Origin of the sequence: Luteimonas rhizosphaericola, from assembly GCF_029888045.1 — a bacterium.
Taxonomy (GTDB): Bacteria; Pseudomonadota; Gammaproteobacteria; order Xanthomonadales; family Xanthomonadaceae; genus Luteimonas; species Luteimonas rhizosphaericola.
In genome coordinates this window covers 162,071-184,220 of record NZ_JARXRN010000016.1, presented here as the reverse complement: position 1 = coordinate 184,220, position 22,150 = coordinate 162,071, and the positions used below count along the sequence as shown (strand labels likewise).

19 protein-coding genes are annotated in these 22,150 nt (G+C 71.7%); 5 read left to right on the top strand and 14 right to left on the bottom strand.

Annotated features, from left to right (window positions below; genetic code table 11):
* The first annotated feature begins 81 nt into the window (after nt 1-81).
* Nucleotides 82-966: a cupin-like domain-containing protein gene (locus QFW80_RS02075; protein ID WP_280599392.1), complete on the top strand. Its 885-nt coding sequence runs from the start codon at nt 82-84 to the stop codon at nt 964-966.
* Nucleotides 967-1,058: 92 nt separating this feature from the next.
* Here QFW80_RS02075 and QFW80_RS02070 read toward each other — a convergent pair whose 3' ends face one another.
* The 6 genes from QFW80_RS02070 to QFW80_RS02045 form a co-directional block, all read right to left on the bottom strand.
* Nucleotides 1,059-1,976 (bottom strand): C13 family peptidase, encoded by a 918-nt coding sequence (locus QFW80_RS02070; RefSeq protein ID WP_280599915.1) that lies wholly within the window; start codon nt 1,974-1,976, stop codon nt 1,059-1,061.
* Nucleotides 1,977-1,981: 5 nt separating this feature from the next.
* A complete protein-coding gene (mtnC, locus tag QFW80_RS02065; RefSeq protein ID WP_280599390.1) occupies nt 1,982-2,683 on the bottom strand; it encodes an acireductone synthase in 702 nt (233 codons plus the stop codon).
* A gap of 35 nt (nt 2,684-2,718) precedes the next feature.
* A complete protein-coding gene (locus QFW80_RS02060; protein WP_280599389.1) occupies nt 2,719-3,276 on the bottom strand; it encodes a 1,2-dihydroxy-3-keto-5-methylthiopentene dioxygenase in 558 nt (185 codons plus the stop codon).
* Between the two features lie 111 nt (nt 3,277-3,387).
* A complete protein-coding gene (locus QFW80_RS02055; protein ID WP_280599387.1) occupies nt 3,388-4,032 on the bottom strand; it encodes a methylthioribulose 1-phosphate dehydratase in 645 nt (214 codons plus the stop codon).
* Between the two features lie 56 nt (nt 4,033-4,088).
* The gene (locus tag QFW80_RS02050) at nt 4,089-5,387 is read right to left on the bottom strand and encodes an amino acid permease (protein WP_280599385.1); all 1,299 of its coding nucleotides are present in this window, start codon (nt 5,385-5,387) and stop codon (nt 4,089-4,091) included.
* A gap of 66 nt (nt 5,388-5,453) precedes the next feature.
* A complete protein-coding gene (locus QFW80_RS02045; RefSeq protein ID WP_280599383.1) occupies nt 5,454-6,941 on the bottom strand; it encodes an amino acid permease in 1,488 nt (495 codons plus the stop codon).
* Between the two features lie 111 nt (nt 6,942-7,052).
* On the opposite strand from QFW80_RS02045, the gene QFW80_RS02040 reads away from it, so the two are divergent.
* On the top strand, nt 7,053-7,646 hold the full coding sequence (locus QFW80_RS02040; RefSeq protein ID WP_425603483.1) for an NUDIX hydrolase: 594 nt from the start codon (nt 7,053-7,055) through the stop codon (nt 7,644-7,646).
* Nucleotides 7,647-7,719: 73 nt separating this feature from the next.
* On the opposite strand, the gene QFW80_RS02035 is transcribed toward QFW80_RS02040, so the two are convergent.
* The gene (locus tag QFW80_RS02035; RefSeq protein WP_280599381.1) at nt 7,720-8,403 is read right to left on the bottom strand and encodes an HAD family hydrolase; all 684 of its coding nucleotides are present in this window, start codon (nt 8,401-8,403) and stop codon (nt 7,720-7,722) included.
* A 159-nt stretch (nt 8,404-8,562) separates the two neighbouring features.
* Nucleotides 8,563-9,804 (bottom strand): phosphoglycerate dehydrogenase, encoded by a 1,242-nt coding sequence (gene serA, locus QFW80_RS02030; protein WP_280599380.1) that lies wholly within the window; start codon nt 9,802-9,804, stop codon nt 8,563-8,565.
* A 359-nt stretch (nt 9,805-10,163) separates the two neighbouring features.
* On the opposite strand from serA, the gene QFW80_RS02025 reads away from it, so the two are divergent.
* From QFW80_RS02025 to QFW80_RS02015, 3 genes are all read left to right on the top strand, one after another.
* On the top strand, nt 10,164-11,549 hold the full coding sequence (locus QFW80_RS02025) for an FAD-binding oxidoreductase (RefSeq protein WP_280599378.1): 1,386 nt from the start codon (nt 10,164-10,166) through the stop codon (nt 11,547-11,549).
* Nucleotides 11,550-11,640: 91 nt separating this feature from the next.
* Entirely contained in the window at nt 11,641-11,943 is a 303-nt protein-coding gene (locus QFW80_RS02020; RefSeq protein WP_280599376.1) for a DUF2388 domain-containing protein, read from the top strand.
* 12 nt (nt 11,944-11,955) lie between these two features.
* Nucleotides 11,956-13,863 carry a DUF7844 domain-containing protein gene (locus QFW80_RS02015; protein WP_280599374.1) on the top strand — a complete coding sequence of 636 codons (1,908 nt, stop codon included), beginning with the start codon at nt 11,956-11,958 and terminating at the stop codon, nt 13,861-13,863.
* 219 nt (nt 13,864-14,082) lie between these two features.
* On the opposite strand, the gene yeiP is transcribed toward QFW80_RS02015, so the two are convergent.
* The 6 genes from yeiP to QFW80_RS01985 all read right to left on the bottom strand — a co-directional run bounded on the left by yeiP (nt 14,083) and on the right by QFW80_RS01985 (nt 22,069).
* Entirely contained in the window at nt 14,083-14,649 is a 567-nt protein-coding gene (gene yeiP, locus QFW80_RS02010) for an elongation factor P-like protein YeiP (RefSeq protein ID WP_280599372.1), read from the bottom strand.
* A 97-nt stretch (nt 14,650-14,746) separates the two neighbouring features.
* Nucleotides 14,747-15,517: an SDR family NAD(P)-dependent oxidoreductase gene (locus tag QFW80_RS02005; protein ID WP_280599371.1), complete on the bottom strand. Its 771-nt coding sequence runs from the start codon at nt 15,515-15,517 to the stop codon at nt 14,747-14,749.
* Nucleotides 15,518-15,794: 277 nt separating this feature from the next.
* Nucleotides 15,795-18,356: a sensor domain-containing protein gene (locus QFW80_RS02000; protein WP_280599369.1), complete on the bottom strand. Its 2,562-nt coding sequence runs from the start codon at nt 18,354-18,356 to the stop codon at nt 15,795-15,797.
* The gene (locus QFW80_RS01995) at nt 18,353-19,249 is read right to left on the bottom strand and encodes a hydroxymethylglutaryl-CoA lyase (protein ID WP_280599913.1); all 897 of its coding nucleotides are present in this window, start codon (nt 19,247-19,249) and stop codon (nt 18,353-18,355) included. Before QFW80_RS01995 ends, QFW80_RS02000 begins: the two co-directional genes overlap by 4 nt.
* Nucleotides 19,250-19,256: 7 nt before the next feature.
* Nucleotides 19,257-21,257 (bottom strand): acetyl/propionyl/methylcrotonyl-CoA carboxylase subunit alpha, encoded by a 2,001-nt coding sequence (locus QFW80_RS01990; RefSeq protein ID WP_280599911.1) that lies wholly within the window; start codon nt 21,255-21,257, stop codon nt 19,257-19,259.
* 23 nt (nt 21,258-21,280) lie between these two features.
* Nucleotides 21,281-22,069 (bottom strand): enoyl-CoA hydratase-related protein, encoded by a 789-nt coding sequence (locus tag QFW80_RS01985; protein ID WP_280599368.1) that lies wholly within the window; start codon nt 22,067-22,069, stop codon nt 21,281-21,283.
* Nucleotides 22,070-22,150 lie beyond the last annotated feature (81 nt).

The following is a 22,150-nucleotide window of genomic DNA, read 5'->3' as shown; positions in this document are numbered from 1 at the left end:
GCCGGGATATCGTGACCTGGTTCCGGATTCTCGCTTCCGGATGCGAACACCGCCGCCGCGGCGATCGCCACAGGGGACCACATGTCGAAGTGCTTCGCCGACGGGCTGCCCGCCGGCCAGTTGGACCGTGCGCCGTTCAAGTTCCGGCACGCGCTGCTGGATCATCCCGCGCTCGCCATCGAAGGCCTGGCGAAGGTGCTGCCGGAGCTGGCGCCGGGCCAGGTGCGGTATTCGAAGGGGCTGGCCGACCTGCGGATCAACTTCGACCATGCACACGTCGAGCACCGCAACGGCCTGGGCCTGGCGGAAACCATCGAGACGATCCGCGGCGGCAACTCGTACATCGCGGTGAGCGATCCGCAGACGCATCCCGCCTTCCGCGACCTGTACGCGGACCTGTGCCGCGAAATGACGGCGCTGCTGCGCCAGGGCGGGCAGTCGAAGACGATCCACGAGCCGCGCATCTGGCTGTTCATCGCCTCGCCCAACGCGGTCACGCCGTTCCATTTCGACCGCTATTCGAACGTGCTGATGCAGATCCGCGGCAGCAAGGAAGTGGCGGTGTTCCCGAATTTCCGACCCGACATCGTGCCGGTGGACGTGTGCGAAGCCTACATGGACCGGCAGCCGATCGACGCGCTCTGGCGCGACGAACTGGACCAGCACGCGGTCAAGTTCGACTTCCGCCCCGGCGACGCGCTGCACATTCCCTACACCAGCGGGCACTACGTGAAGAACGGGGCCGAGGACGTGTCGATCTCGCTGTCGTTCTTCTTCCAGACCGACCAGACCCTGCGCTGGACCCGCGCGATGCAGTTCAACCACCGCATGCGCCGCTGGTCGAAGGCGGTGGGCCTGCGCCAGACGCCGGTGGGGCACTCGCACTGGCTGGACGCGACCAAGTCGCATGCGCTGCCGTGCGCGGAGGCGGTCAGCCGCATGGCGCGGAGACTGCGCCGCGCCTAGCGTGCGTCCGGGCTGTCGCCGTCGGCAACGCCGGCGATGCGTCGCCTCTGCCCGTGGACCCGGCCGGGAGCGCGCCCCGGTGACGCCCTGCGCTACAGCGGATGCGGATAGGGCAACGGCGGTCCGCGCACCAGCCCGGCTTCCCAGGCGTCCAGCCGCGTGCGGATGCGCTCGCCCACGTTGATCTGGGGAAACGAGGCCTCGTGGCCTTCCATCACCTCGCGCCGCGCCACCTGGCGCCGGGCGTAGTCGAACGCGTCGAGCAGGCCGCCGTCGCGGTTCAGGCCTTCCACCAGCAGGGCGCGACCGAAGTAGGTGGCGCTGGCGGTATCGCCGCAGCCGAACGAGGGCCGGTCGTGGCGTGCGGCGGTGATCAGCAGGGTGTCGGGTGCGGCGAGTTCCGGAATGAAGCCGCCGGAGAAGCAGGCCGAGACGATCAGCAGGCGGTGACGGATGCCGGCGTCGTCGAGCGCCTCGCGCAGCTGCGCGGGCGACAGGGTAGCGTCGAAGCGATCGGGCTGGCTCACCGTCAGCGCGTGGTCGCGTCCGCCGTGGCTGGTGAGGAACAGCAACAGCAGGTCCTCGTCCGGATCCATGCGCGCGGCGATGCCGTCGAGCGCGTGCTGCAGGGTGTCGAGGGTGGCGAGCGGGCGCGGGCTGCGGTCCAGGCTGTCGGGGTGGTTGACCAGCGCCAGCGCGCGTCCGGCGGCGCCGTAGCGCGCGGTGGCGAGCGTCTCGAAATAGGCCGCCTCGTTGCGGAACACGTCCTCGTGGCCGTCGCCCGCGAACGCGAGCGCGAACAGGTCGACCTGGCCCGGGCGCTGTGCCGGCATCTGCGCGAGGCGGGCGTCGATCAGGATGCGGTCGCGCGCGATGTCCGGATCGGTCGGAAGGAGGTCATCCGCCGTGGCAGCGCTCGCCTGCAGCAGCGCGAGCCATGCCAGCGCGAGGACCAGGATGACGCGCGCCCCGCTGCCGCGATCCGCGACACCATCCGGCGCGGCGCGCATGCCGCTCACGCCGCGAGGTCGACGCCGTCGAAGCCGGTCGCGCGCGGGTGTCCGCCCGCGGCTGCGCCGGTGCGTGGCTGGGGATAGTCCTCGCGCCGGTCGATCAGGGTGGTGCGCAGCCCTGCGTCGCGCGCGGCATCGAGTTCGGCCACCACGTCGGACAGGAACAGGATTCCGTCGGGTGCGGTGTCCAGTTCGCGCGCGATCGCCGCGTAGCTCGCAGCCTCCCGCTTGCCGCCGACGGCGGTATCGAACCAGCCCGAGAACAGCCCGGTGAGATCGCCCGCGTCGGTGTGCGCGAACAGCAGCTTCTGCGCCGGCACCGAGCCGGACGAGTACACCGCCAGCGCGTGGCCGTCGGCATGCCAGCGCCGCAGCGCGGCCGCCGCGTCGGGATACAGCGGCGCGGTGAAATCCGCATTGGCGTAGCCGGCCGACCACACCATGCCCTGGAGCGCCTTGAGCGCGGTGTGCTTGCGGTCCTCGTCGATCCACCCCTGCAGGGTCTCGACGATCATCGCGTCCTGGCACAGGCCGCCGCTCTCCAGCGCCACCTGGTCCAGCCAGCGGCGCACCTCGGGCTCCTGGCCGTGCTCGCGCACGAAGCGCGGCAGTTCGCGGCGCGCGTACGGGAACAGCACGTCCTTGACGAAGGAAATGCTGCTGGTCGTGCCCTCGATGTCGGTGAGGATCAGCGGACTGGCCATCGGGATGCGTGCCTGCTCGGTCGGTGCGATCGCGCTCAGCGCCCGGACGGCACGTCGTAGCGCGGAAAGCGCTGCGCGATGTCGGTGCCGGTGAAATGCCCGATCCAGCCGTCGGGCTGCTGGAAGAAGCGGATCGCCACGAACCGCGGCTCCGGCCCCATGTCGAACCAGTGCGTGGTGCCGTCGGGCACCGCGATCAGGTCGTTCTTCACGCACTCGATCTCGTAGACCTTCTCGCCCACGTGCAGGGTGAACAGGCCCGAGCCGTCGACGAAGAAGCGCACCTCGTCCTCGTTGTGGTAGTGCTCGTCGAGGAACTTGCCGCGCAGCTCGTCCTTCTTCGGGTTGTCCGGGGCGATGCTGATCACGTCCACCGTGGTGAAACCGCGCTCGGCGGAGATCCGGTCGATGTCGGCCCGGTAGGCGGCCATGACCTGCTCGGGCGTGGCGCCCGCGGCCACCGGCTGGCTGGCCTGCCAGCGTTCGAAATGCACGCCGATCTTCGCCAGCTCGCGCGCGATCTCGTCGCCGTCGTGGCTGGTGAACTCGGGGGTGTCGGGGGCCTGGTCGGAGAAGATGCGCAGTCGGCTCATGGCGGGCGGCTCAACGGGGCGTCGGGGGAAACGGAAGGCTACCAGCTGCGCCGGCCGCGGGTGGTGATGCGGCCGCAACGCGGGCGTTGCGCCGCTGCAACGGAGCTCGCGTCAGCGCGCGACGGCGAGCCGGCGGATCTCCAGCTCGCATCCGAGCAGGAAGTCGAACGCCTCCAGGTGCCGGCGCGCCTCGGCCATGTCGCGGCCCCAGGCGTACAGCCCGTGGCCGTCGATCAGGTAGCCCCACATCGGCCCGCGGTCGAGCAGGGCGTCGACCTGGGCGGCGAGGGTGGGCATGTGCTGGCTGTTGGGCAGCACCGGCACGTCGATGGCGGTTTCGTGGGTCTCGTTGCCGCGGAAGGCCTTGAGCAGTTCATAGCCCTCCAGCCGCACGTGGCCGGGACCGGCGAACAGGCGCGAGGCCACCGTCTGGTGGCGCGAGTGCGTGTGCAGGATGCAGCCGACGTCGTCGAAGCGGCGGTAGAGCTGGGTGTGCAGCAGGGTCTCGGCGGACGGGCGGTGGGCGCTGCCGACGGCGCGCCCGTCGAAATCGACCACCATGATGTCGTCCTCCACCAGCCGGCCCTTGTCGCGGCCGGAGACGGTGATCGCGGCATGGCCGGCGTCGAGGCGGGCGGAGAAGTTGCTGCTGGTCGCCGGCGTCCATCCGAGTTGCGACAGCTCGCGGACGTTGGCGATCAGTTGCGCGGCGCGGTCGCGCAGGGCCTGGGGATCGTAGGAGGCGGCGGAGTCCATGGCGCCAGTGTAGCGGCAGCCGTGCCGGCCGACACCCGCCGCGGCGCCCGCGCGGACTAGCGCTCGGTGGTCCTTCGACGTGCGAAGCCGCGGTACGCGGCCCAGGCCAGCAGCGCGATCACCAGCGCGCCGATCAGCACGTCGACGTCGGTCGACCACACCAGCAGTCCGCAGGCGACCAGCGCCAGCATCCCCAGGACGCGGTCGCCCGCGGTGGAGGGGCGCTCGCGGGTGCCGAACAGCAGGCTCAGCCCCGCGGCGATGTAGGCCATCACCACCAGCGTGACCACCATGTTGATGATCAGCGAGAACTGCCCGCCCACGGTCGGCGCGACGGTGAGGAACGCGAAGGCGGTCATCGACAGCGCGATGATGAACAGCCCCCAGCCCGCGGCGCCGTTCGCGCGCAACCGCCCGAACACCGCCGGCAGGAACCCGCGCTGGGCCGCGCGGGCGCCCGATTCGCCGGTGACCAGCATCCAGCCCCCGAGCGTCCCGGTGGCCTTGAGCGCGGCGGCGGCCGCGATCAGCGGGATCGCCCATTCGCCGAACATGCGCCCGGCGACCAGCGCGAACGGCGCGCTCGAGGCGGCCATTTCCTGCGCCGGCACGATCCCCATCATCAGCACCGAGGACACCAGGTAGACCACCCCGGCGATCAGGATCCCGCCGAGGGTGGCGATCGGCACGTTGCGGTCGGGGTTCTTCACCACGCCGGCGACCATCGCGCCGGTCTCCAGGCCGACGAAGGCCCAGAACACCGGCGCCAGCTGGCCGAACACGGCCGCCGCGTCGGACTCGCCGGTCCGGTTCCAGCTGTCCTGGTAGATCTGCGGGTCGAAGCTGCCCCAGCCGGCGACCAGCACCATCGCCACCGGCAGCAGGCCGAAGATCACGCACATCGACTGGAAGCGCGCGATCGAGCGCGGCCCTAGCAGGTTCAGGGCGAACATCAGCCAGATCAGCGCGATCTGCCCGACCAGGCGCACGCTGCCGCTGTCGTCGATCGGCAGCAGGATCACCAGATAGCCGAACGCGGCCACGGCGATCGCGTTGTTGCCCATCCACGACGAGATCCAGTACAGCGTGGTGGCCAGGAACCCCATGTCGCGGCCCAGCGCGGGCCGCACGTAGTCGTCGGGCGAATTCAGATCGGGGTACTGCCGCGCCAGCCGCGCGAACGCACCGCCCAGCGCCATCGCGATCAGGGTGCCGATGAGCCAGGAGAAGGCGGTCACGCCGCCGATCTCGGCCAGTGACGCCGGCAGCAGGAAGAATCCCGAGCCGATCATGTTGTTGGCGACCACGAAGGTCGCCAGCACGGGTCCGATCTTCTTTGCGGTGCTTACCGACATGGAGGCTGGGCCTGCGCAGGCGTACGGAGGGCGGCGCCGCGCGGCGCCGCCGGTGGGCAGGCCGCGTCAGGCCTTGTTGAGCTTGCTGTTGCGGTAGCCGTAAAGGAAGTAGATCAGCTGGCCGACGATCGTCCACAGCACGAACACCACCCAGTGCTCCTTGAACGACTGGAAGAACAGGAACATGCACGCCAGCACGCCGAGCGGGCAGATCAGCCAGTACATGGGGACGCGGAACGGGCGCGCGAGATCCGGGCGCGTATGGCGCAGGATCAGCACGCCGAGGCAGACCGTGGCGAAGGCGACCAGCGTGCCCATCGCGACCAGCTCGCCGAGCACGCTCAGCGGCATGAAGCCGGCCAGCAGGCAGGCCACGATGCCCACGATGATCGTGCCGACGTAGGGCGTGTGGAACTTCGGGTGCACCTTGCCGAAGATCGCCGGCATCAGGCCGTCGCGCGACATCGAATAGAAGATGCGCGGCTGCGCCATCAGCATCACCAGGATGACCGAGGACAGGCCCGCGATCGCGCCGATCTCCACCGCGGTCTTCAGCCAGCCGACGCTGGCGCCGGGATCGGCCTTGAGCACTTCCTCCAGCGCGGTCGCCACCGGCTTGGCGGTGTTGAGCAGGGTGTAGTGGGTCATGCCGGTGAGCACCGCGCACACGGCGATGTAGATCACCGTGCAGACCGCCAGCGAACCGAGGATGCCGATCGGCATGTCGCGCTGCGGGTTCTTGGCCTCGCCCGCGGCGGTGGAGACCGCGTCGAAGCCGATGTAGGCGAAGAACACGATCGCCGCGGCGCGGAACACGCCGTCCATGCCGAACTGGCCGGGGCCGGTATTGGCCGGGATGAAGGGCGTCCAGTTCTCGGGGTTGACGTACTGGGCGCCGAAGCCGAGGAACGCGGCGATGACCGCGACCTTGATCGCCACGACGATGGCGTTGACGAACGCCGACTGGGTGATGCCCACGTAGCACAGGCCGCTGACCGCCGCGACGATCAGCACCGCCGGCAGGTTGATCAGGCCTTCGGTGGCGACGAACTCGCCGTTCACCCAGGCCAGGGGCGCCGAGGCGAACTGCGCCGGGAAGGGCACGCCCAGGGTCGTGGTAAGGAAGCTGACGAGGTAGCCCGACCAGCCGACCGCGACCGTCGAGGACGCGAACAGGTATTCCAGGACCAGGCACCAGCCGATGAACCAGGCCACGAACTCGCCGAGGGTCGCGTACGAGTAGGAGTAGGCGCTGCCGGAGACCGGCATCATCGACGCGAACTCGGCATAGCACAGGCCCGCCATGGCGCAGGCGAAGCCCGCGAGCACGAAGCTGAGCATGATCGCCGGGCCGGCGTGATTGGCCGCGGCCTGCCCGGTGAGCACGAAGATGCCCGCGCCGATCACCGCACCGATCCCCAGCAGGATCAGGTGGCGGGCGGTCAGGGTGCGCTTGAGCGTCGCTTCGCCCTGCAGGGAGCCCTCGACCGGTTCGCCCGCATCCACGTGCGGCGCCGGCTCGACCGGCTTGACCCTGAACAGACTCTTCGACATCGATGCTCCCCTGGAAAGTGGACGACAGCCGCGCGGCGCGACGGCGAAGGTTACCGTTGCTACCTTGCCAAACGGTGATGCACTGCACAACCCGCGAGCGGATGCGGGAGAATGACAGGTTTCCAGGAACCGGCGGGGACGGACATGGCGAGCCACGAGGCGCATGCGCTCGACGCGCTGGACGCGGCCTTCGCCGCCTACGCGGTGCGCAGGCCCGAGCAGGCCACGCAGGCGGTGGAGTTCGCCGCACTGCTGCGCGACCCCGAGGACCCGTTCCTGCGCGCGCGGCTGGCGGGGCATTTCACCGCCTCGGCCTGGCTGGTCGACCGCTCGCGCACCCGCGTGCTGCTGACCCACCACCGCAAGCTGGGGCTGTGGCTGCAGCCCGGCGGCCACGCCGATGGCGACCGCGACCTGGCGCGCGTGGCGCTGCGCGAGGCGGAAGAGGAGTCCGGACTCTCCGGCCTGCGCGTGGATCCGGAGATCTTCGACCTCGACCGGCACTGGATTCCAGAGCATCGCGACGTCCCGGGGCACTGGCACTACGACGTGCGCTACGTGGTGCACGCCGGCGACAACGAGCGCTACGTGGTGAGTCCCGAATCGATCGACCTGGCCTGGCGCGGGATCCGCGACGTCAGCGACGACGCGCAGGCCGATGCCTCCCTGCGGCGCATGGCGCAGCGGTGGCTGGCGGACGGCTGAGACTCCCGCGAACGCCGGTCGCCACGCGGCGCAAGCCCGCGCCGCCGTCCCGCCCGGTGCGGCGGGTGAAGGCTCAGCGCCGCGCCGCCACCTCGTCGATGTGGCGCAGCAGGTCGGCCGGATCGGCATAGACCCGGAACGCGCCCGACCGCTCCAGCTCCTCCTGGCCGTAGCCGCCCGAGAGCAGGCCCACGCCGAGGGCGCGGGCGCGCTGCGCGGCGAGCATGTCCCAGATGCTGTCGCCGATCACCAGCGACTGGCCGATGTCGACGCCCAGCCGCTCGGCGGCGGCCAGGAACAGGTCCGGATCGGGCTTGGCGTAGCGCACCTGGTCGCGGGTCACCACCGGCACCTTGTCCGGGTCCACGCCGAGCGCGGCGATGTTGGGCGCGGCGGTTTCCATCCGGCCGCTGGTCGCGATCGCCCACGGAATGCCCTCGGCGGTGAGGAAGGCGAGCAGTTCCGGGGCGCCGGGCAGGGGGCGGATGGCGCCGGCCGCGGCCTGGCGGTTGTAGGCCTCCGCGTGCCAGGCGCGCAGGCGCTGCAGGCGCTCGTCGGTGATGTCCAGCCCGGTCTCGCGCAGCAGGATGTTGGTGAACAGGCCGCCGCTCATGCCGATCTTGCGATGGATGCGCCAGACCGACAGGTCCACGCCTTCGCGGTCGAGCGCCTCCTTCCACGCCAGCACATGCTGGTAGACGCTGTCGACGAGGGTGCCGTCGAGGTCGAACAGGAAGGCGGTGTCGGCGCGCGGCATGGGCGGTCCCCGTAAGTCGGATCAGGTGTCGCACCGTGCAGGCGCGACGCCGCATTCAAGCACCCGGTGCGTTCCGGACGGGTGAGTGCGCCGGCGCGGCAGCGGAAGCGACCCCATACGTCGGCGCGCGTTCGGCGCGCTCGCGCAGGCAGTCGCGCCTCAGTACAGCACCCGCGTGCGTAGCGTGCCCTCGATCTCGTTGAGCGCCGCGCGCAGGCGCGCGGTGGTCTCCGGGCTGGAGGCGACGTCGATCACCACGTAGCCCACCTTGGCGTCGGTGCGCAGGAACTGGCCGTCGATGTTCACGCCCTCGCGCGAGAACAGTTCGTTGACCTTCGACAGCACGCCCGGCACGTTGCGGTGGATGTGCAGGATGCGGTGGCTGCCGGCGTGCTCGGGCAGGGTGACTTCCGGAAAATTCACCGCCGACAGGGTACTGCCGTTGTCGCTGTAGCGCACCAGCTTGGCGGCGACCTCGGTGCCGATGTTGTCCTGCGCCTCCAGCGTGCTGCCGCCCACGTGCGGGGTCAGGATGACGTTGTCGCGCCCCACCAGGGGCGATTCGAAGCGGTCGTCATTGCCCTTGGGTTCGACCGGGAACACGTCCACGGCCGCGCCGCCCACCTGGCCCGAGTCGAGCGCGGCGGCCAGCGCGTCGATGTCGACGACGGTGCCGCGCGAGGCGTTGATCAGGTGCGCGCCGGGCTTCATGCGCGCGATCTGCCCGGCGCCGAACATCATCTGTGTGGCCGGCGTCTCGGGCACGTGCAGGGTGACCACGTCCGAGCGTTCGAGCAGGTCGTCCAGGCTCGCGGCCGCGCGCGCGTTGCCGAGCGAAAGCTTGGCCTCGATGTCGTGGAACAGCACCTGCATGCCCAGCGACTCGGCCAGCACGCCCACCTGGGTGCCGATGTGGCCGTAGCCGACGATCCCCAGCGTCTTGCCGCGCACCTCGTGGCTGCCCAGCGCGGACTTGCTCCAGCCGCCGCGGTGGCATTCGGCGTTCTTCTGCGGGATCCCGCGCATCAGCAGGATCGCCTCGGCCAGCACCAGCTCGGCGACGCTGCGGGTGTTGGAGTAGGGCGCGTTGAACACCGGGATGCCGGCCAGCTCGGCGGCGTCGAGGTCGACCTGATTGGTGCCGATGCAGAAGCAGCCGACGGTGATCAGCTTGCGCGCCTGCCCGATCACCTCGGCGGTGAGCTGGGTGCGCGAGCGGATGCCGATGATGTGCGCACCGGCGACCTTGTCGATCAGGTCCTGGCCCGCGAGCGACTTCGGCAGCAGCTCCACCTGGTCGTAGCCGGCGGCCTCGAACACCTCGACCGCGCTGCGGCTGATGCCTTCGAACAGCACCACGCGGATGTCCTGCTTCGGGAACGAGGTCTTCAGGGGCGTCATGCGCGTCGACATCCGGTGCTGGCGGCGGGACCGGCATTATTCCAGATGCACGCGCGCGTTTGCGCACTGCACAAGGCCGCTTTGGCGCGCCGGGCGGAACAGCGGGCGCGACCGGCGGAACACTGCGCCTCGCATCGGGTTCGTTGCATGCGAAACAGGTGCGGCATCGCGTCGCTCGATGGTGTGCCGACATCGTGCTCGCGCGTCGTGTCGATCGCGGGCCTGCCGGCGCGATGGCACGAATCCATGTGCCGGCCCGACGGACGCTCCGCAGCGGCGGATGGCGGCGATCGCGGTTCGCTGGACGCCCGACACCACGGCTGGCACGCTTGCGCTCCCGTTTCCCCCGGCGAGTTCCGATGACCGACCCGCGCCTGGCCGCGCTCGCGCAGACGCTGCCCGAACTGCGCCTGCTCACCGATCCGGCCGACCTCGAGCACTACGGCCGCGACTGGACCCGGCGCTGGACGCCCGCGCCGCTGGCGATCGCACTGCCGTCGAGCGTGGAGCAGGTGCAGGCGATCGTGCGCTGGGCGCGGGCCGAAGGCGTGGCGCTGGTGCCGTCCGGTGGTCGCACGGGGCTGTCGGGCGGCGCGGTCGCCGCGAACGGCGAACTGGTCGTCAGCCTGGAGCGGATGAACCGCGCGCTCGGCTTCGACCCGGTCGACCGCACGCTGACCGTCCAGGCCGGCATGCCGCTGGAGGCGCTTCAGAACGCGGCGCGCGAGCACGGCCTTGCGTATCCGGTGGACTTCGCCGCGCGCGGCTCGTGCACCATCGGCGGCAACATCGCCACCAACGCCGGCGGCATCCGCGTGATCCGCTACGGCAATACCCGCGACTGGGTGGCCGGACTGAAGCTGGTCGACGGTCGCGGCGAACTGCTCGACCTGGGGCGCGCCCTGGTCAAGAACTCCAGCGGTTACGACCTGCGCCATCTCGCGGTCGCGTCCGAAGGCACGCTCGGGATCATCGTCGAGGCCACGCTGCGGCTTGCCGACCCGCCGCCGGACAGCAGCGTGATGCTGCTCGCGCTGCCGGATTTCGCATCGCTGATGCGGGTGTTCGAGACCCTCCGCGCGCGGCTGCGGCTGGAAGCGTTCGAGTTCTTCACCGACCGCGCCCTGCACCACGTGCTCGTGCACGGCGCGCAGGCGCCGTTCGACGAGACCCATCCGTACTATGTCGTCACCGAGTTCGCCGCGGGCGAGGCGGAGGAGGGCGCGGCGCTGGCGGCGTTCGAGCACTGCGTGGGCGAGGGCTGGGTGCTCGACGGCGTGATCAGCCAGAGCCAGGCCCAGGCGGCGCAGCTGTGGCGCCTGCGCGAGGGCATCACCGAGAGCCTGGCGCCCTACGTGCCGTACAAGAACGACGTCGCGGTGCGGATCTCGGCCATGCCCGCCTTCCTGGCCGAGACCCAAGCCCTGCTGGCGCAGGAGTACCCGCATTTCGAGGTGGTGTGGTTCGGCCATATCGGCGACGGCAACCTGCACATCAACGTGCTCAAGCCCGACGGCATGGCGCAGCCGGAGTTCGTGGCCGAGTGCGAACGGGTGACGAAGCTGCTGGCGGGGGAACTGCAGCGCCACGGCGGCAGCATCTCCGCCGAGCACGGCATCGGCCTGGTCAAGAAGCCGTACCTCGCCTCGACCCGCGACGAGGCGGAGATCGCGCTGATGCGCGGCATCCGCCGCGTGCTCGATCCCGACGGGCTGATGAATCCGGGCAAGCTGTTCGACCCGTGACGCGCGGCCGCCGCCGGTGTGCCCGGTGTTCAGCCATCGCGGCCCTCGAGCGGCTACCCTCCCGGTTCCTCCGCACACACGACGGCCGACGATGATCCGCATCGCCCTTGGGTTCGCCCTGTTCGCCTGCACCAGCCTCGCCGCCCATGCCGGGAGCTTCGGCGGCACCACGGGCGGAAGCTCGGCCGCGGGCTCGTCGGCCTCGTCGGGCAGCACCTCCGGCGACGACAAGGTGGTGGTCGAAGCGCGCGAGGACGCCGCCCTGTTCGTCGCCAGCGATGGCGCGATCCGCGGCGCTCGCCTGGAAGCGGCCCTGCGTCACCTGCGCGAGGACGACGCCGGCGCGCGTTCGGCGAGCGACCTGGCACTGGCGCAGTCGATCCTCGCCCGCTGACGGCGGCTGCGGATGCGGCTGCGTGCAGCCCGCATCGCCGTACTGGCCGCGCTGGTCGGCGCCGCACTGCCGGCGTCGGCGGCGCTCCGGGTGACGGTCGATCCGCAGGGCCTCACCGCCGCCGAAACCGATGCGACGCGCGCCCTGGCCGACGCCGCGCTGGCGCGCCTGCCGAATGCTTTTCTGCTTCGGCTTGACCGCGAGGTAGCGCTGCGCTGGCGGGACGACCTGCCCGCGGACGTGCACGGCCGTGCGCGCGACGGACGCATCGCGCTGCGGCGGGAACTGCTCGACGGCTGGATGGCGCGCGACTCTGATGCCGATGCCGCGGATGCCGGTGCGCGCGCCGCGCTCTCGGCCCTGCTGCACGAACTGGCGCACGTGCATGCGCGTTCCGGCGCCGACGACCTCGCGCGTGACCCGCGCCTGCTCGACCTGGCGGGCTGGCCGGTGGTGCCGCTGCGGTTCGGGCTGCGCACGCCGCGCAATACGATGCGCGAACGCAGTCCGGATCCGTACGAGCTCGCATCGCCCGCCGAATTCGTGGCGGTGAACTTCGAGCATTTCCTGCTCGATCCCGGTTACGCCTGCCGGCGCCCGGCACTGGACCGGCTGCTGCGGGCGCATTTCGGCATCCCGTCCATGGAGCCCGCGCCGTGCAGTGTGGAGCTGCCGCTGGCGGCGGCGGGCGACGACGGCGCGGCCCTCCAGCTGCAGGCGCTGGACCCGGCGCGCGTGTACGCGGTGGACTACCTGCTGGCCGAGCCGGACGAGCGCGCCATGAGCCGCTGGGGCCATTCGATGCTGCGCCTGGTGGTCTGCGCGCCGGGCCGTGCACCCGGCCCGGAGTGCCGGCTGGACCTGCCGCACCACCTGGTGCTCTCGTTCCGCGCCTTCGTCGACGACGTGCAGGTCTCGAGCTGGCGCGGCCTCACCGGCGCGTACCCCGCGCGCCTGTTCATCCTGCCGCTGTCGCAGGTGATCGACGAGTACACCCGGGTCGAGCTGCGCGGCCTGCGCTCGGTGCCGCTGCGGCTGGAGCGCGGGGAGATCGCAAGCCTGCTCGAACGCGCCGCGCAGGTGCACTGGAGCTACGACGGGCGCTACCGCTTCATCACCAACAACTGCGCGGTGGAGACCTGGAAGCTGCTCAACGACGGCGTCCCGCGGCTGGCCGGCGCGGACCTGCGCAGCATCACGCCCACCGGCCTGCTGCGCCGGCTGGAACGCGACGGCGTGGCCGACGCCTCGGTGCTGGACGATCCGGAGGCGGCGCTGCGCCTGGGTTACCGCTTCGCCTCGATGGACGCCTATTTCGACGACATGTTCGCCGTCGCCGGGTCCGGTCGCGCGCTTCCCGCCGCGCACGCCCAGGCCTGGTTCGCGCTGGAGCCGGCGCAGCGGCGACCCTGGCAGGCGGACGCCGACCTGCGCGCCACCGCCGCACTGCTGGTGCTGGAGCAGGCCGCACTGCGCCGCGACGAGGCCCAGGCGCGCGAACTGCTCAAGCAGCGCCTGCTGCGCGCGGAGGGGGCGACGACGCGGGAGGCGGAGGCTGGCCGCGCGGATCTGTCCGCGGACACCTCGGGTCCTGCGGCGGCGGATGCGGCGCCGCTCGTGCGCCTGCGCCAGTGGCTGCAGGACGGCGCCTATGCCGGCCGGCCGGCGACGCTGCTGCCGGGAGACGGCTACGGCCTGCCGCATGGCGACGAGCGCGCCCGCCTGCCGATTGCGGTGGCGCGCGACGATGCGCGATTGCGCCGCCTGCGCGACGACCTGCTTCGCGAGGCGCGGGCCTGGCTGCCGGCCGAGCAGCGGCGGCGGCTCGAAGACACCGAATCCAACCTCACGCTGTTGGGCACGCGCCTGCGCGCACTCGCGCCCGCCCGCCGGCCTGCCGCGGACGCGGCCCTTCCGTAGCCCGGATAAGCGAAGCGCATCCGGGAGGACATCGGCTAGGCCGTAGTCCCAGGTTCCGAGCAGTACGACCGTGGTGGAGGGCGTCAGGCCCGGGCGGGGCAACATCACGCAACCCGGCTGCGCTGCGTTTGCACGGCATCCGTGCGGCCCCCGATGCGCTGCGCTTATCCGGGCTACGGGCTACGGGCTACGGGCTACGGCGCGGGTATCGCGGACCGGTCAGTCCGCGCGGCCGCCGAATTCGCCGGTGGTGGTGTTCACCAGCACGCGTTCCCCGTTGACGATGTACTCGGGCACCATGATCTCGATGCCGGTGCTGAGCCGGGCCGGCTTCGGGCGCTTGGTCGCGGTGCCGCCCTTGAGTTCGGGCGGCGTTTCCACCACCTCCAGCGTCACGTGCTGCGGCAGCTGCAGCGCCACCGGCTGCTCGTCGATGATCTGCACGTAGGTGCCGGTGAGGCCGTCAGTGATGTACCCGGCGGCGTCGCCCACCAGGTCCGCGTCGAGCGTGTAGGGCGTGTAGTCCTCGTCATCGAGGAACACGAAGGCCTCGCCGTCCTTGTACGAGAACGTGGCCTGGCGGCGCAGCAGTTCGACCTCGCTCAGGCTGTCGTCGCCGTCGAAGCTGGCGTCGAGCTTGTTGCCGCCGGGCACGCTGTACATGATGAAGCGGAAGCGCACGTTGCCGCCGCGCCCCTGGGGCGAGCTGCGTTCGATGTCGCGCACCTGGTAGACGGTGCCGTTGTGTTCGACCACGTTTCCTTTCTTGACGTCGTAGGCTTTCATTCGCGAGCGGGATCCGGAAGTGGGAAGAGGGAAAGACGAGGGGCCGTGGGCGGCCGGAGCCGGGCCGTCCCGGCGCTCCGGTCGACGGCTTGCAGGCCTACTTCGGCGCCAGCCGCACCGCGCCGTCGAGGCGGATGGTCTCGCCGTTGAGGTAGCGATGGCCGACGATGTACGCGACCAGGTCGGCGAATTCCTCCGGCCGGCCCAGGCGCGACGGGAACGGGATCGAGGCCGAGAGCGAGGCCTGCACCTCGTCCGGCATGCCGTCGACCATCGGGGTCCAGAAGATGCCCGGGGCGATGGTGTTCACGCGAATGCCGAAGCGCGCCAGCTCGCGCGCCATCGGCAGCGTCATGCCGACCACGCCGCCCTTGGACGCCGAATACGCGGCCTGGCCGATCTGGCCCTCGTAGGCCGCCACCGAAGCAGTGTTCACGATCACCCCGCGCTCGCCGTCGTCGCCGGGAGCGTTGTGCTGCATGCGCGCGGCGGCGGCCTTGGCGAGGTTGAAGCTGCCGACCAGGTTCACCAGGACCGTGGTGCTGAAGTTCGCCAGCGGCATCGGTGCCTCGCGCCCGAGCACGCGGCCGGCGCCGAGGATGCCGGCGCAGTTCACGGCGACGTTCAGCCCGCCGAGGAATTCCTCTGCGGCCGTGACGTTGGCGGCCACGCCGTCCTCGCTGGTGACGTCGGTGTGGAAGTAGCGCGCGTTGGCTTCGCCGAGCGCGGCCACCGCGGCGGCGCCCTTGTCGTCGTTGACATCGAACAGCGCCACCCGGCCGCCGTCGGCGACCACGCGCTGCGCCACGGCCAGGCCCAGGCCGGAGACGCCACCGGTGACGATGGCGCGGACGGAATCGGAATGCATGGCGGGTCCTGCTGCGGAAAGGGCGGCAGTTTACCCGCCCAGGCCGGCGGTCGCGCCCGCCGGCGTCGATGCGGCGCACACGCACGCAACGACGCGGCGGGCAGACGTCGGCGTCGCGCGCCGGGCGATCCGGGGTGGGGCGGGCGCTCGGATCGAACGGCCACGGGCGTTCCGTGCTGGACGCGGCAGGCCATGGCGGGAAACGCGGCGACGCCGCTGGCGTTCGCGATTGCAGACCTCGTGCAAGTCCCCACGCCACCGGCCCCGAGGCGGGCGATCAGGGCGGGGCCGCGATCCTGCGTGCGAACTCGTCGGCGGTGAGGCCCGGCGCGAACAGGAAGCCCTGGCCCACCGGCACGCCGAGTTCGAGCATGAATCGCCGCTGCGCTTCCGATTCGATGCCCTCGGCCACCAGCCCCAGCCCGAGGCTGCGGGCGATGCCCGCCACCGCCTGGCACACGGCGACATCCGACGCGTTGCCCGGCACGCCCTCGACGAACAGCTGGCTCAGCTTCAGCCCGTGGATCGGCAGCCGGCGCAGGTAGTTGAGCGCGCTGTAGCCTTCGCCGAAATCGTCGATGGTCAGGATCACGCCCATCTCGCGCAGCGCGGCGAAGGTGCGCAGGGTGTCCGGGGCGTCCTCGATCAGCACGCGCTCGGTGAATTCCAGCTCCAGCGCCGATCCCGGCAGGCCGTGCTCGTCGAGCGCCTCGCGGATCGCGCGCGCCAGGTCCTCGACCAGGAACTGGCGGTACGACACGTTCACCGCCACGCGCACGATCCCGAGCCCCGCATCCCGCCACTCGGCCGCCTGGCGGCAGGCCTGGCGCAGCACCCAGCCGCCGATGCGCACGATGTCGCCGGTGGTTTCGGCGTGGCCGATGAAGTGGTCCGGCCGCATCTCGCCCAGCTGGTGGTTCTGCCAGCGGATCAGCGCCTCGGCCGCGACGGTGGCGCCGTTGCGCAGGTCGACCTGCGGCTGGTAGACCAGCCGGAACTCGTCGTTGTCGGCGGCGCGGCGCAGCTGGGTCTCCATGCGCAGCCGGTTTTCCTGCGACTGCGCCAGCTCGGGCGTGAAGTCCTGGCGGCCGTTGCGGATCCGGCGCTTGCTGTCGTACATCGCCGCGTCGGCGTTCTGGATCAGCAGCTGCGGGCGGTCGCCGTCGCGCGGCGCGCGGGCGATGCCGATGCTGGCGGTGATCGCGAACTCCTCCTTCTCGAAGCGGAAGCTCTCGGAGAACGCCTCCAGGATCGCATCGGCGATGCGGTCCGGGCGCGATTCGTCGTCGCGGGTATTGCAGGCCACCAGGAACTCGTCGCCGCCGAAGCGCGCCACCAGCCCCTCGGTGCCGGCGGCGCGTGCGATGCGTCGCGCGGCCGTGCTGAGCAGGTCGTCCCCGGCGGCGTGCCCGAGCACGTCGTTGACCATCTTGAAGCGGTCCAGGTCGATGTACAGCACCGCAATCCCGCCGCGCAGCGGGTCGCGCATGCGGGTGTCGAGCTCGTACAGCATCGCGTCGCGGTTGAGCAGGCCGGTGAGCGGATCGGTGCGCGCACGCACGCGCAGCGTTTCCTGCTCCTGCTTGCGCTCGGTGATGTCCTGCAGGGTGCCGGTGATGCTGGTGCCTTCGCTGCGGTTGCTGTCGGCCTCGCCGATGATGCGGACCCACAGCGGGGTGCCGTCGGCGTGCGTGCCCTGGACCTCGAGGTCGATCGGGCGGTTGCCCGAGACCGCCGCGTCCAGCGCGTCGCGCAGCCGCGCCCGGTCGTCGCGGGTGAGGGCGGACAGCAGGTCGCCGATCCGGCGCAGCGGCCGTCCTCCGAGGATGCGCAGCGCCTCGTCGGTCATGTACAGCGCGTCGCGGTCGACCTCCCATTCCCAGCCGCCGATGTGGGCCAGCGACTGGGCGCGGTCGAACAGCGCACTGTCGCGCTTGAGCTGGGTGACGTCGCTGAAGAACGACAGCACCTGCACCGGCTTGCGTCCGCCGGGCGCGAACAGCGGCACGCTGCTGACCGACAGCCAGCGCAGCCGGCGTTCGGGCCGGTGGTACAGGCCGAGCACCCGGCTTTCGGTGGCGCGCCCGGTGCGAAGCGTGTGCGACGGCGGCAGATCCTCGACCGTGATCGGGCGGCCGCCCTCGTCCACCATCGCCCAGTCCGCCGCGCGCAGGTAGGCCTGGAAATCGGCGTGACCGTCGGCGCCGAGGATGCGCATCGCCGCGGCGTTGGCCTGCACCAGGCGGCCGTGGTCGTCGAGCACCAGCACGCCCTTGTCCATCACCTCCAGCAGCTGGCCGTAGCGCAGCTCGGCTACGCGCCGGGCGGACAGGTCGCGCGCCACCGCCACCACGCAGCGGCGGCCGTCGTGCATGAAGCCGGCCGAATGCACTTCGACCGGGAACCGGGTACCGTCGCCGCGCATGTTGGCGACCTCGATCACGTAGGTCTCGCCGCGGTTGAGCGTCTCCAGCACCGGCTGCATGTGGTCTTTGGGCAGGTCCGGGTTGAGCACCTCGATCGGGCGGCCGACGATCTCCTCGCGCGGGCGGCGGTAGGCGGCCAGCCCGGCCCTGTTGAGGTCGAGCACGATGCCGCGCTCGTCGAGGATGCTGACCGGGTCGGGCACCGCGTCGAACAGCGCGTGGTAGCGCAGGCGTGCGGCTTCGGCTTCGCTGCTGGCGGCGCGCAGCGCGTCGCGGGCGCGGGCGAACAGGTCGCGCGCGTCCGCGGGCAGGCTCAGGTCGCGGCAGGCGGCCTCGAGCGAGGCGACGATCTGCGCCGTGCCGTCGTTGGCCGGCGGCATCGCCGCTTCGTCCGGCAGCCGCCGCGGGCTCATCCGGCGGCCGCCAGGGCCTTGCCGGCCTTGCTTCCGGTCTCCCGGCCGAGCAGTCCGGCCAGCCAGCGTCCGGTGACGGCGAGCCGCTCCAGGTCGACGCCGGTCTCGATCCCAAGCCCGTGCAGCATGTACACCACGTCCTCGCTGGCGACGTTGCCCGATGCGCCCTTGGCATAGGGACAGCCGCCGGCGCCGGCGACCGCGCTGTCGACCACCGCCACGCCTTCCTCCAGGCACGCCAGCACGTTGGCCAGCGCCTGGCCCCAGGTGTCGTGGAAATGCACCGCCAGCGCCGGCATCGGCACTTCGGCGGCGACCGCGCGCAGCATCGCGCGCGCCTTGCCGGGCGTGCCGACGCCGATCGTGTCGCCGAGCGAGACCTCGTAGCAGCCCATCGCGTGCAGCGCACGCGCCACCCGCACCACGTCGGCCAGCGGCACCTCGCCCTGGTAGGGGCAGCCCAGCACGGTGGACACGTAGCCGCGCACCTGCACGCCGTCCGCGCGCGCGCGTTCGAGCACCGGGGCGAAGCGCTCGAGCGACTCGTCGATGCCCGCATTCGTGTTGCGGCGGTTGAACGCCTCCGACGCGGCGGTGAACACCGCCACCTCGGTCGCGCCGACCGCGCGGGCGCGTTCGTAGCCCTGCAGGTTGGGCACCAGCACGGGGTAGGCCACCCCGGGCCGGCGGTCGATGCCGGCGTACACCTCGGCCGCATCGGCCAGCTGCGGGACCCACTTCGGGCTCACGAAGCTGGTGGCCTCGATGGTCTGCAGCCCGGTCGCCGAGAGCCGGTCGATCAGTTCGATCTTGGCCGCGGTCGGCACCTGCGTGGGCTCGTTCTGCAGCCCGTCGCGGGGCCCGACCTCGACGATGCGCACGCGCTGCGGCAACGGCACGTCAGTCCTCCAGCACGACCAGCACGCTGTCGGCCTCGACGAACTCGCCGACCGCCGCGCGCAGCTCGCCGACGGTGCCGTCGCGCGGCGCCTTCAGGGCCAGTTCCATCTTCATCGCCTCGAGCACCGCCAGTTCCTGCCCCTGTTCCACCCGGTCGCCGGCGGCGACCCGCAGGGCCACCACGCGGCCCGGCATCGGCGCGCGCACCCGGTCGTCGCCTTCGGCCTGGCCCGCGCCCTCGTGGCGATACATCGCCAGCGGCCGCAACGTCAGCCTGCGCTCGCCGTCGTGCACGTCCACGCGACCGGGCTGCAGCGACACGTGTACGCGCAGCCCCCTGTGATCCATACGCAGCGAGAGCGCGTCGCCGGACAGGCGCGCCCCCTCGATGTCCACCACGTGGCTGCCCCGGGCGATCCGGTAGCGTCCGTCGTGGCCCTGGGCGAGCAGTTCGATGCGCGCGTCCCGATGCTGGAACGCGAGCGGCCGCTGCCCCGCGTGGCCCAGCCGCCAGCCGTCGGCGATCGCCCACGGAGAACCGGGTTCGGTCGAGGCCGCGGCCGCGTCGCGCTGCGTGCGCTCCTGCTGCAGCAGCGCGGCGGTCGCCGCCGCGAACAGCAGGGTCGGGTCGTCGGACGCGTCCGCGCCGCCGACGAATTCGTCCAGGTGGCGGTCGAGATAGCCGGTGTCGATGCGGCCCTCGACGACCGCCGGATGCCGCACCAGCGCCTCGAGGAACCCGATGTTGGATTTCGGCCCTTCGATCACGCACTGCGCCAGCGCCTCGCGCAGGCGGGCGAGGGCGCGCGGGCGGTCGATGTCGTGCACGATGAGCTTGGCGATCATCGGGTCGTAGAAGATCGTCACCGTGTCGCCCTCGACCACGCCGGCATCGACGCGGACATGGTCGGACGGCGCCGGCAGGTCGAGCCGCTGCAGGCGACCGGAGCCCGGCAGGAAACCGGCGTCGGGGTCCTCGGCATACAGCCGCACCTCGATCGCATGGCCGTGGCGCGGCACCGCGTCCTGGGCCAGCGGCAGCGGCTCGCCGGCGGCCACGCGCAGCTGCCATTCCACCAGGTCCAGCCCGGTGGTCATCTCGGTCACCGGGTGCTCGACCTGCAGCCGGGTGTTGATCTCCATGAAGTAGAACGCGCCGTCCGGGTCGACGATGAACTCGACCGTGCCGGCGTTGGCGTAGTCGATCGCGCGCGCCGCCAGCACCGCGGCCTCGCCCATGGCCGTGCGCAGCGCAGGGGTCAGGAACGGCGAGGGCGCTTCCTCCAGCACCTTCTGGTAGCGGCGCTGGGCCGAGCACTCGCGCTCGTTGAGGTGGATCGCGTTGCCGTGCGCGTCGCCGAACACCTGGATCTCGATGTGGCGCGGCGACTGGATGTAGCGCTCCAGCAGCACCCGGTCGCGGCCGAAGGCGTTGGCGGCCTCGCGCTGGCAGCTCTCCAGGTTCGACAGGAACTCGTCCAGCGAACGCACGATGCGCATGCCCTTGCCGCCGCCGCCGTGGGCGGCCTTGATCATCAGCGGGAAGCCGATCCGCGCCGCCTCGCGCGACAGCGTGGCGTGCGACTGGTCCTCGCCGGTGTAGCCCGGCACCACCGGCACGCCGGCGGCCTGCATCAGTTCCTTGGCGCCGGCCTTGCTGCCCATCCGGCGCATCGACGCCGCCTTCGGGCCGATGAACACCAGGCCCGCGGCCTCGACCGCATCGGCGAAGTCGGCGTTCTCGCTGAGGAAGCCGTAGCCGGGATGGATCGCCTGCGCGCCGCTGCGCGCCGCGACCTCGAGGATCACCTCGCCGCGCAGGTAGCTCTCGGCCGGGCGCGCGCCGCCGATCGGCCAGGCCTCGTCGGCCAGGCGCGCGTGCTGCGCGTCGGCGTCGGCCTCGGAGTACACCGCGACCGTGCGGATGCCGAGCCGGCGTGCGGTGCGGATCACGCGGCAGGCGATCTCGCCGCGGTTGGCGATCAGGATCGTGTCGAACAGGCGTGCCGTGCGCTGCGAATCGCTCATGCGTCCGCACTCCAGGCCGGCGTGCGCTTGTCGAGAAACGCCGACAGGCCTTCCTGGCCTTCGGGCGAGACGCGCAGCGCGGCGATCAGGCGCGCGTTGGAATGGTCCAGCAGGTCGCGGTCGGGCTGCAGCGCGACCTCGCGCACCAGCTGCTTGGCCGTGGCCGAAGCGAGCGGCCCGGCCTTGCGCAGCAGCGCCACCTGGCGCTCGACCGCCGCGTCCAGCGCGCCGGGCTCCACCACCTCGTGCAGCAGCCCGATGCGCAGCGCCTGCGCGGCATCGAACACTTCGCCGGTCGCGAACCAGCGCCGCGCCTGGCGCGGCCCGATCGCGGCCACCACGTACGGCGAGATCACCGCCGGCAGCAGCCCGAGCCGGCTCTCGGTCAGGCCGAAGCTGGCCTCCGGCACGCCGATGGCGATATCGCAGCACGCGACCAGGCCCACGCCGCCGCCAAACGCCGCGCCGTGCACGCGGGCGATGGTCGGCCTGGGCAGCTCGTCCAGGGTGCGCATGAGGCGGGCGAGGGCGATCGCGTCCTCGCGGTTGTCGGCCTCGCTGGCCGCCGCCATGCCGCGCATCCAGTTCAGGTCGGCGCCGGCGGAGAAGGACTTGCCCGCGCCTTCGATCACGACCACCCGCACCTCGGGATCACCGGCCGCATTGGCCAGCGCCTCGGTCAGCTGCGCGATCAGGGCGGCGTCGAAGGCGTTGTGCAGCGCGGGGCGCTCCAGGCGCAGGCGCAGCACGGCGTCGGAGCGGTGGATCGACAGCGGTTCCGGCATGGTGTTCCCGGCGATGGGCGTGGCGCTCGATGATAGCCCGCGCGCATGGATGCGCCGGGACGCGGAGCGGCGCGGGCGGTC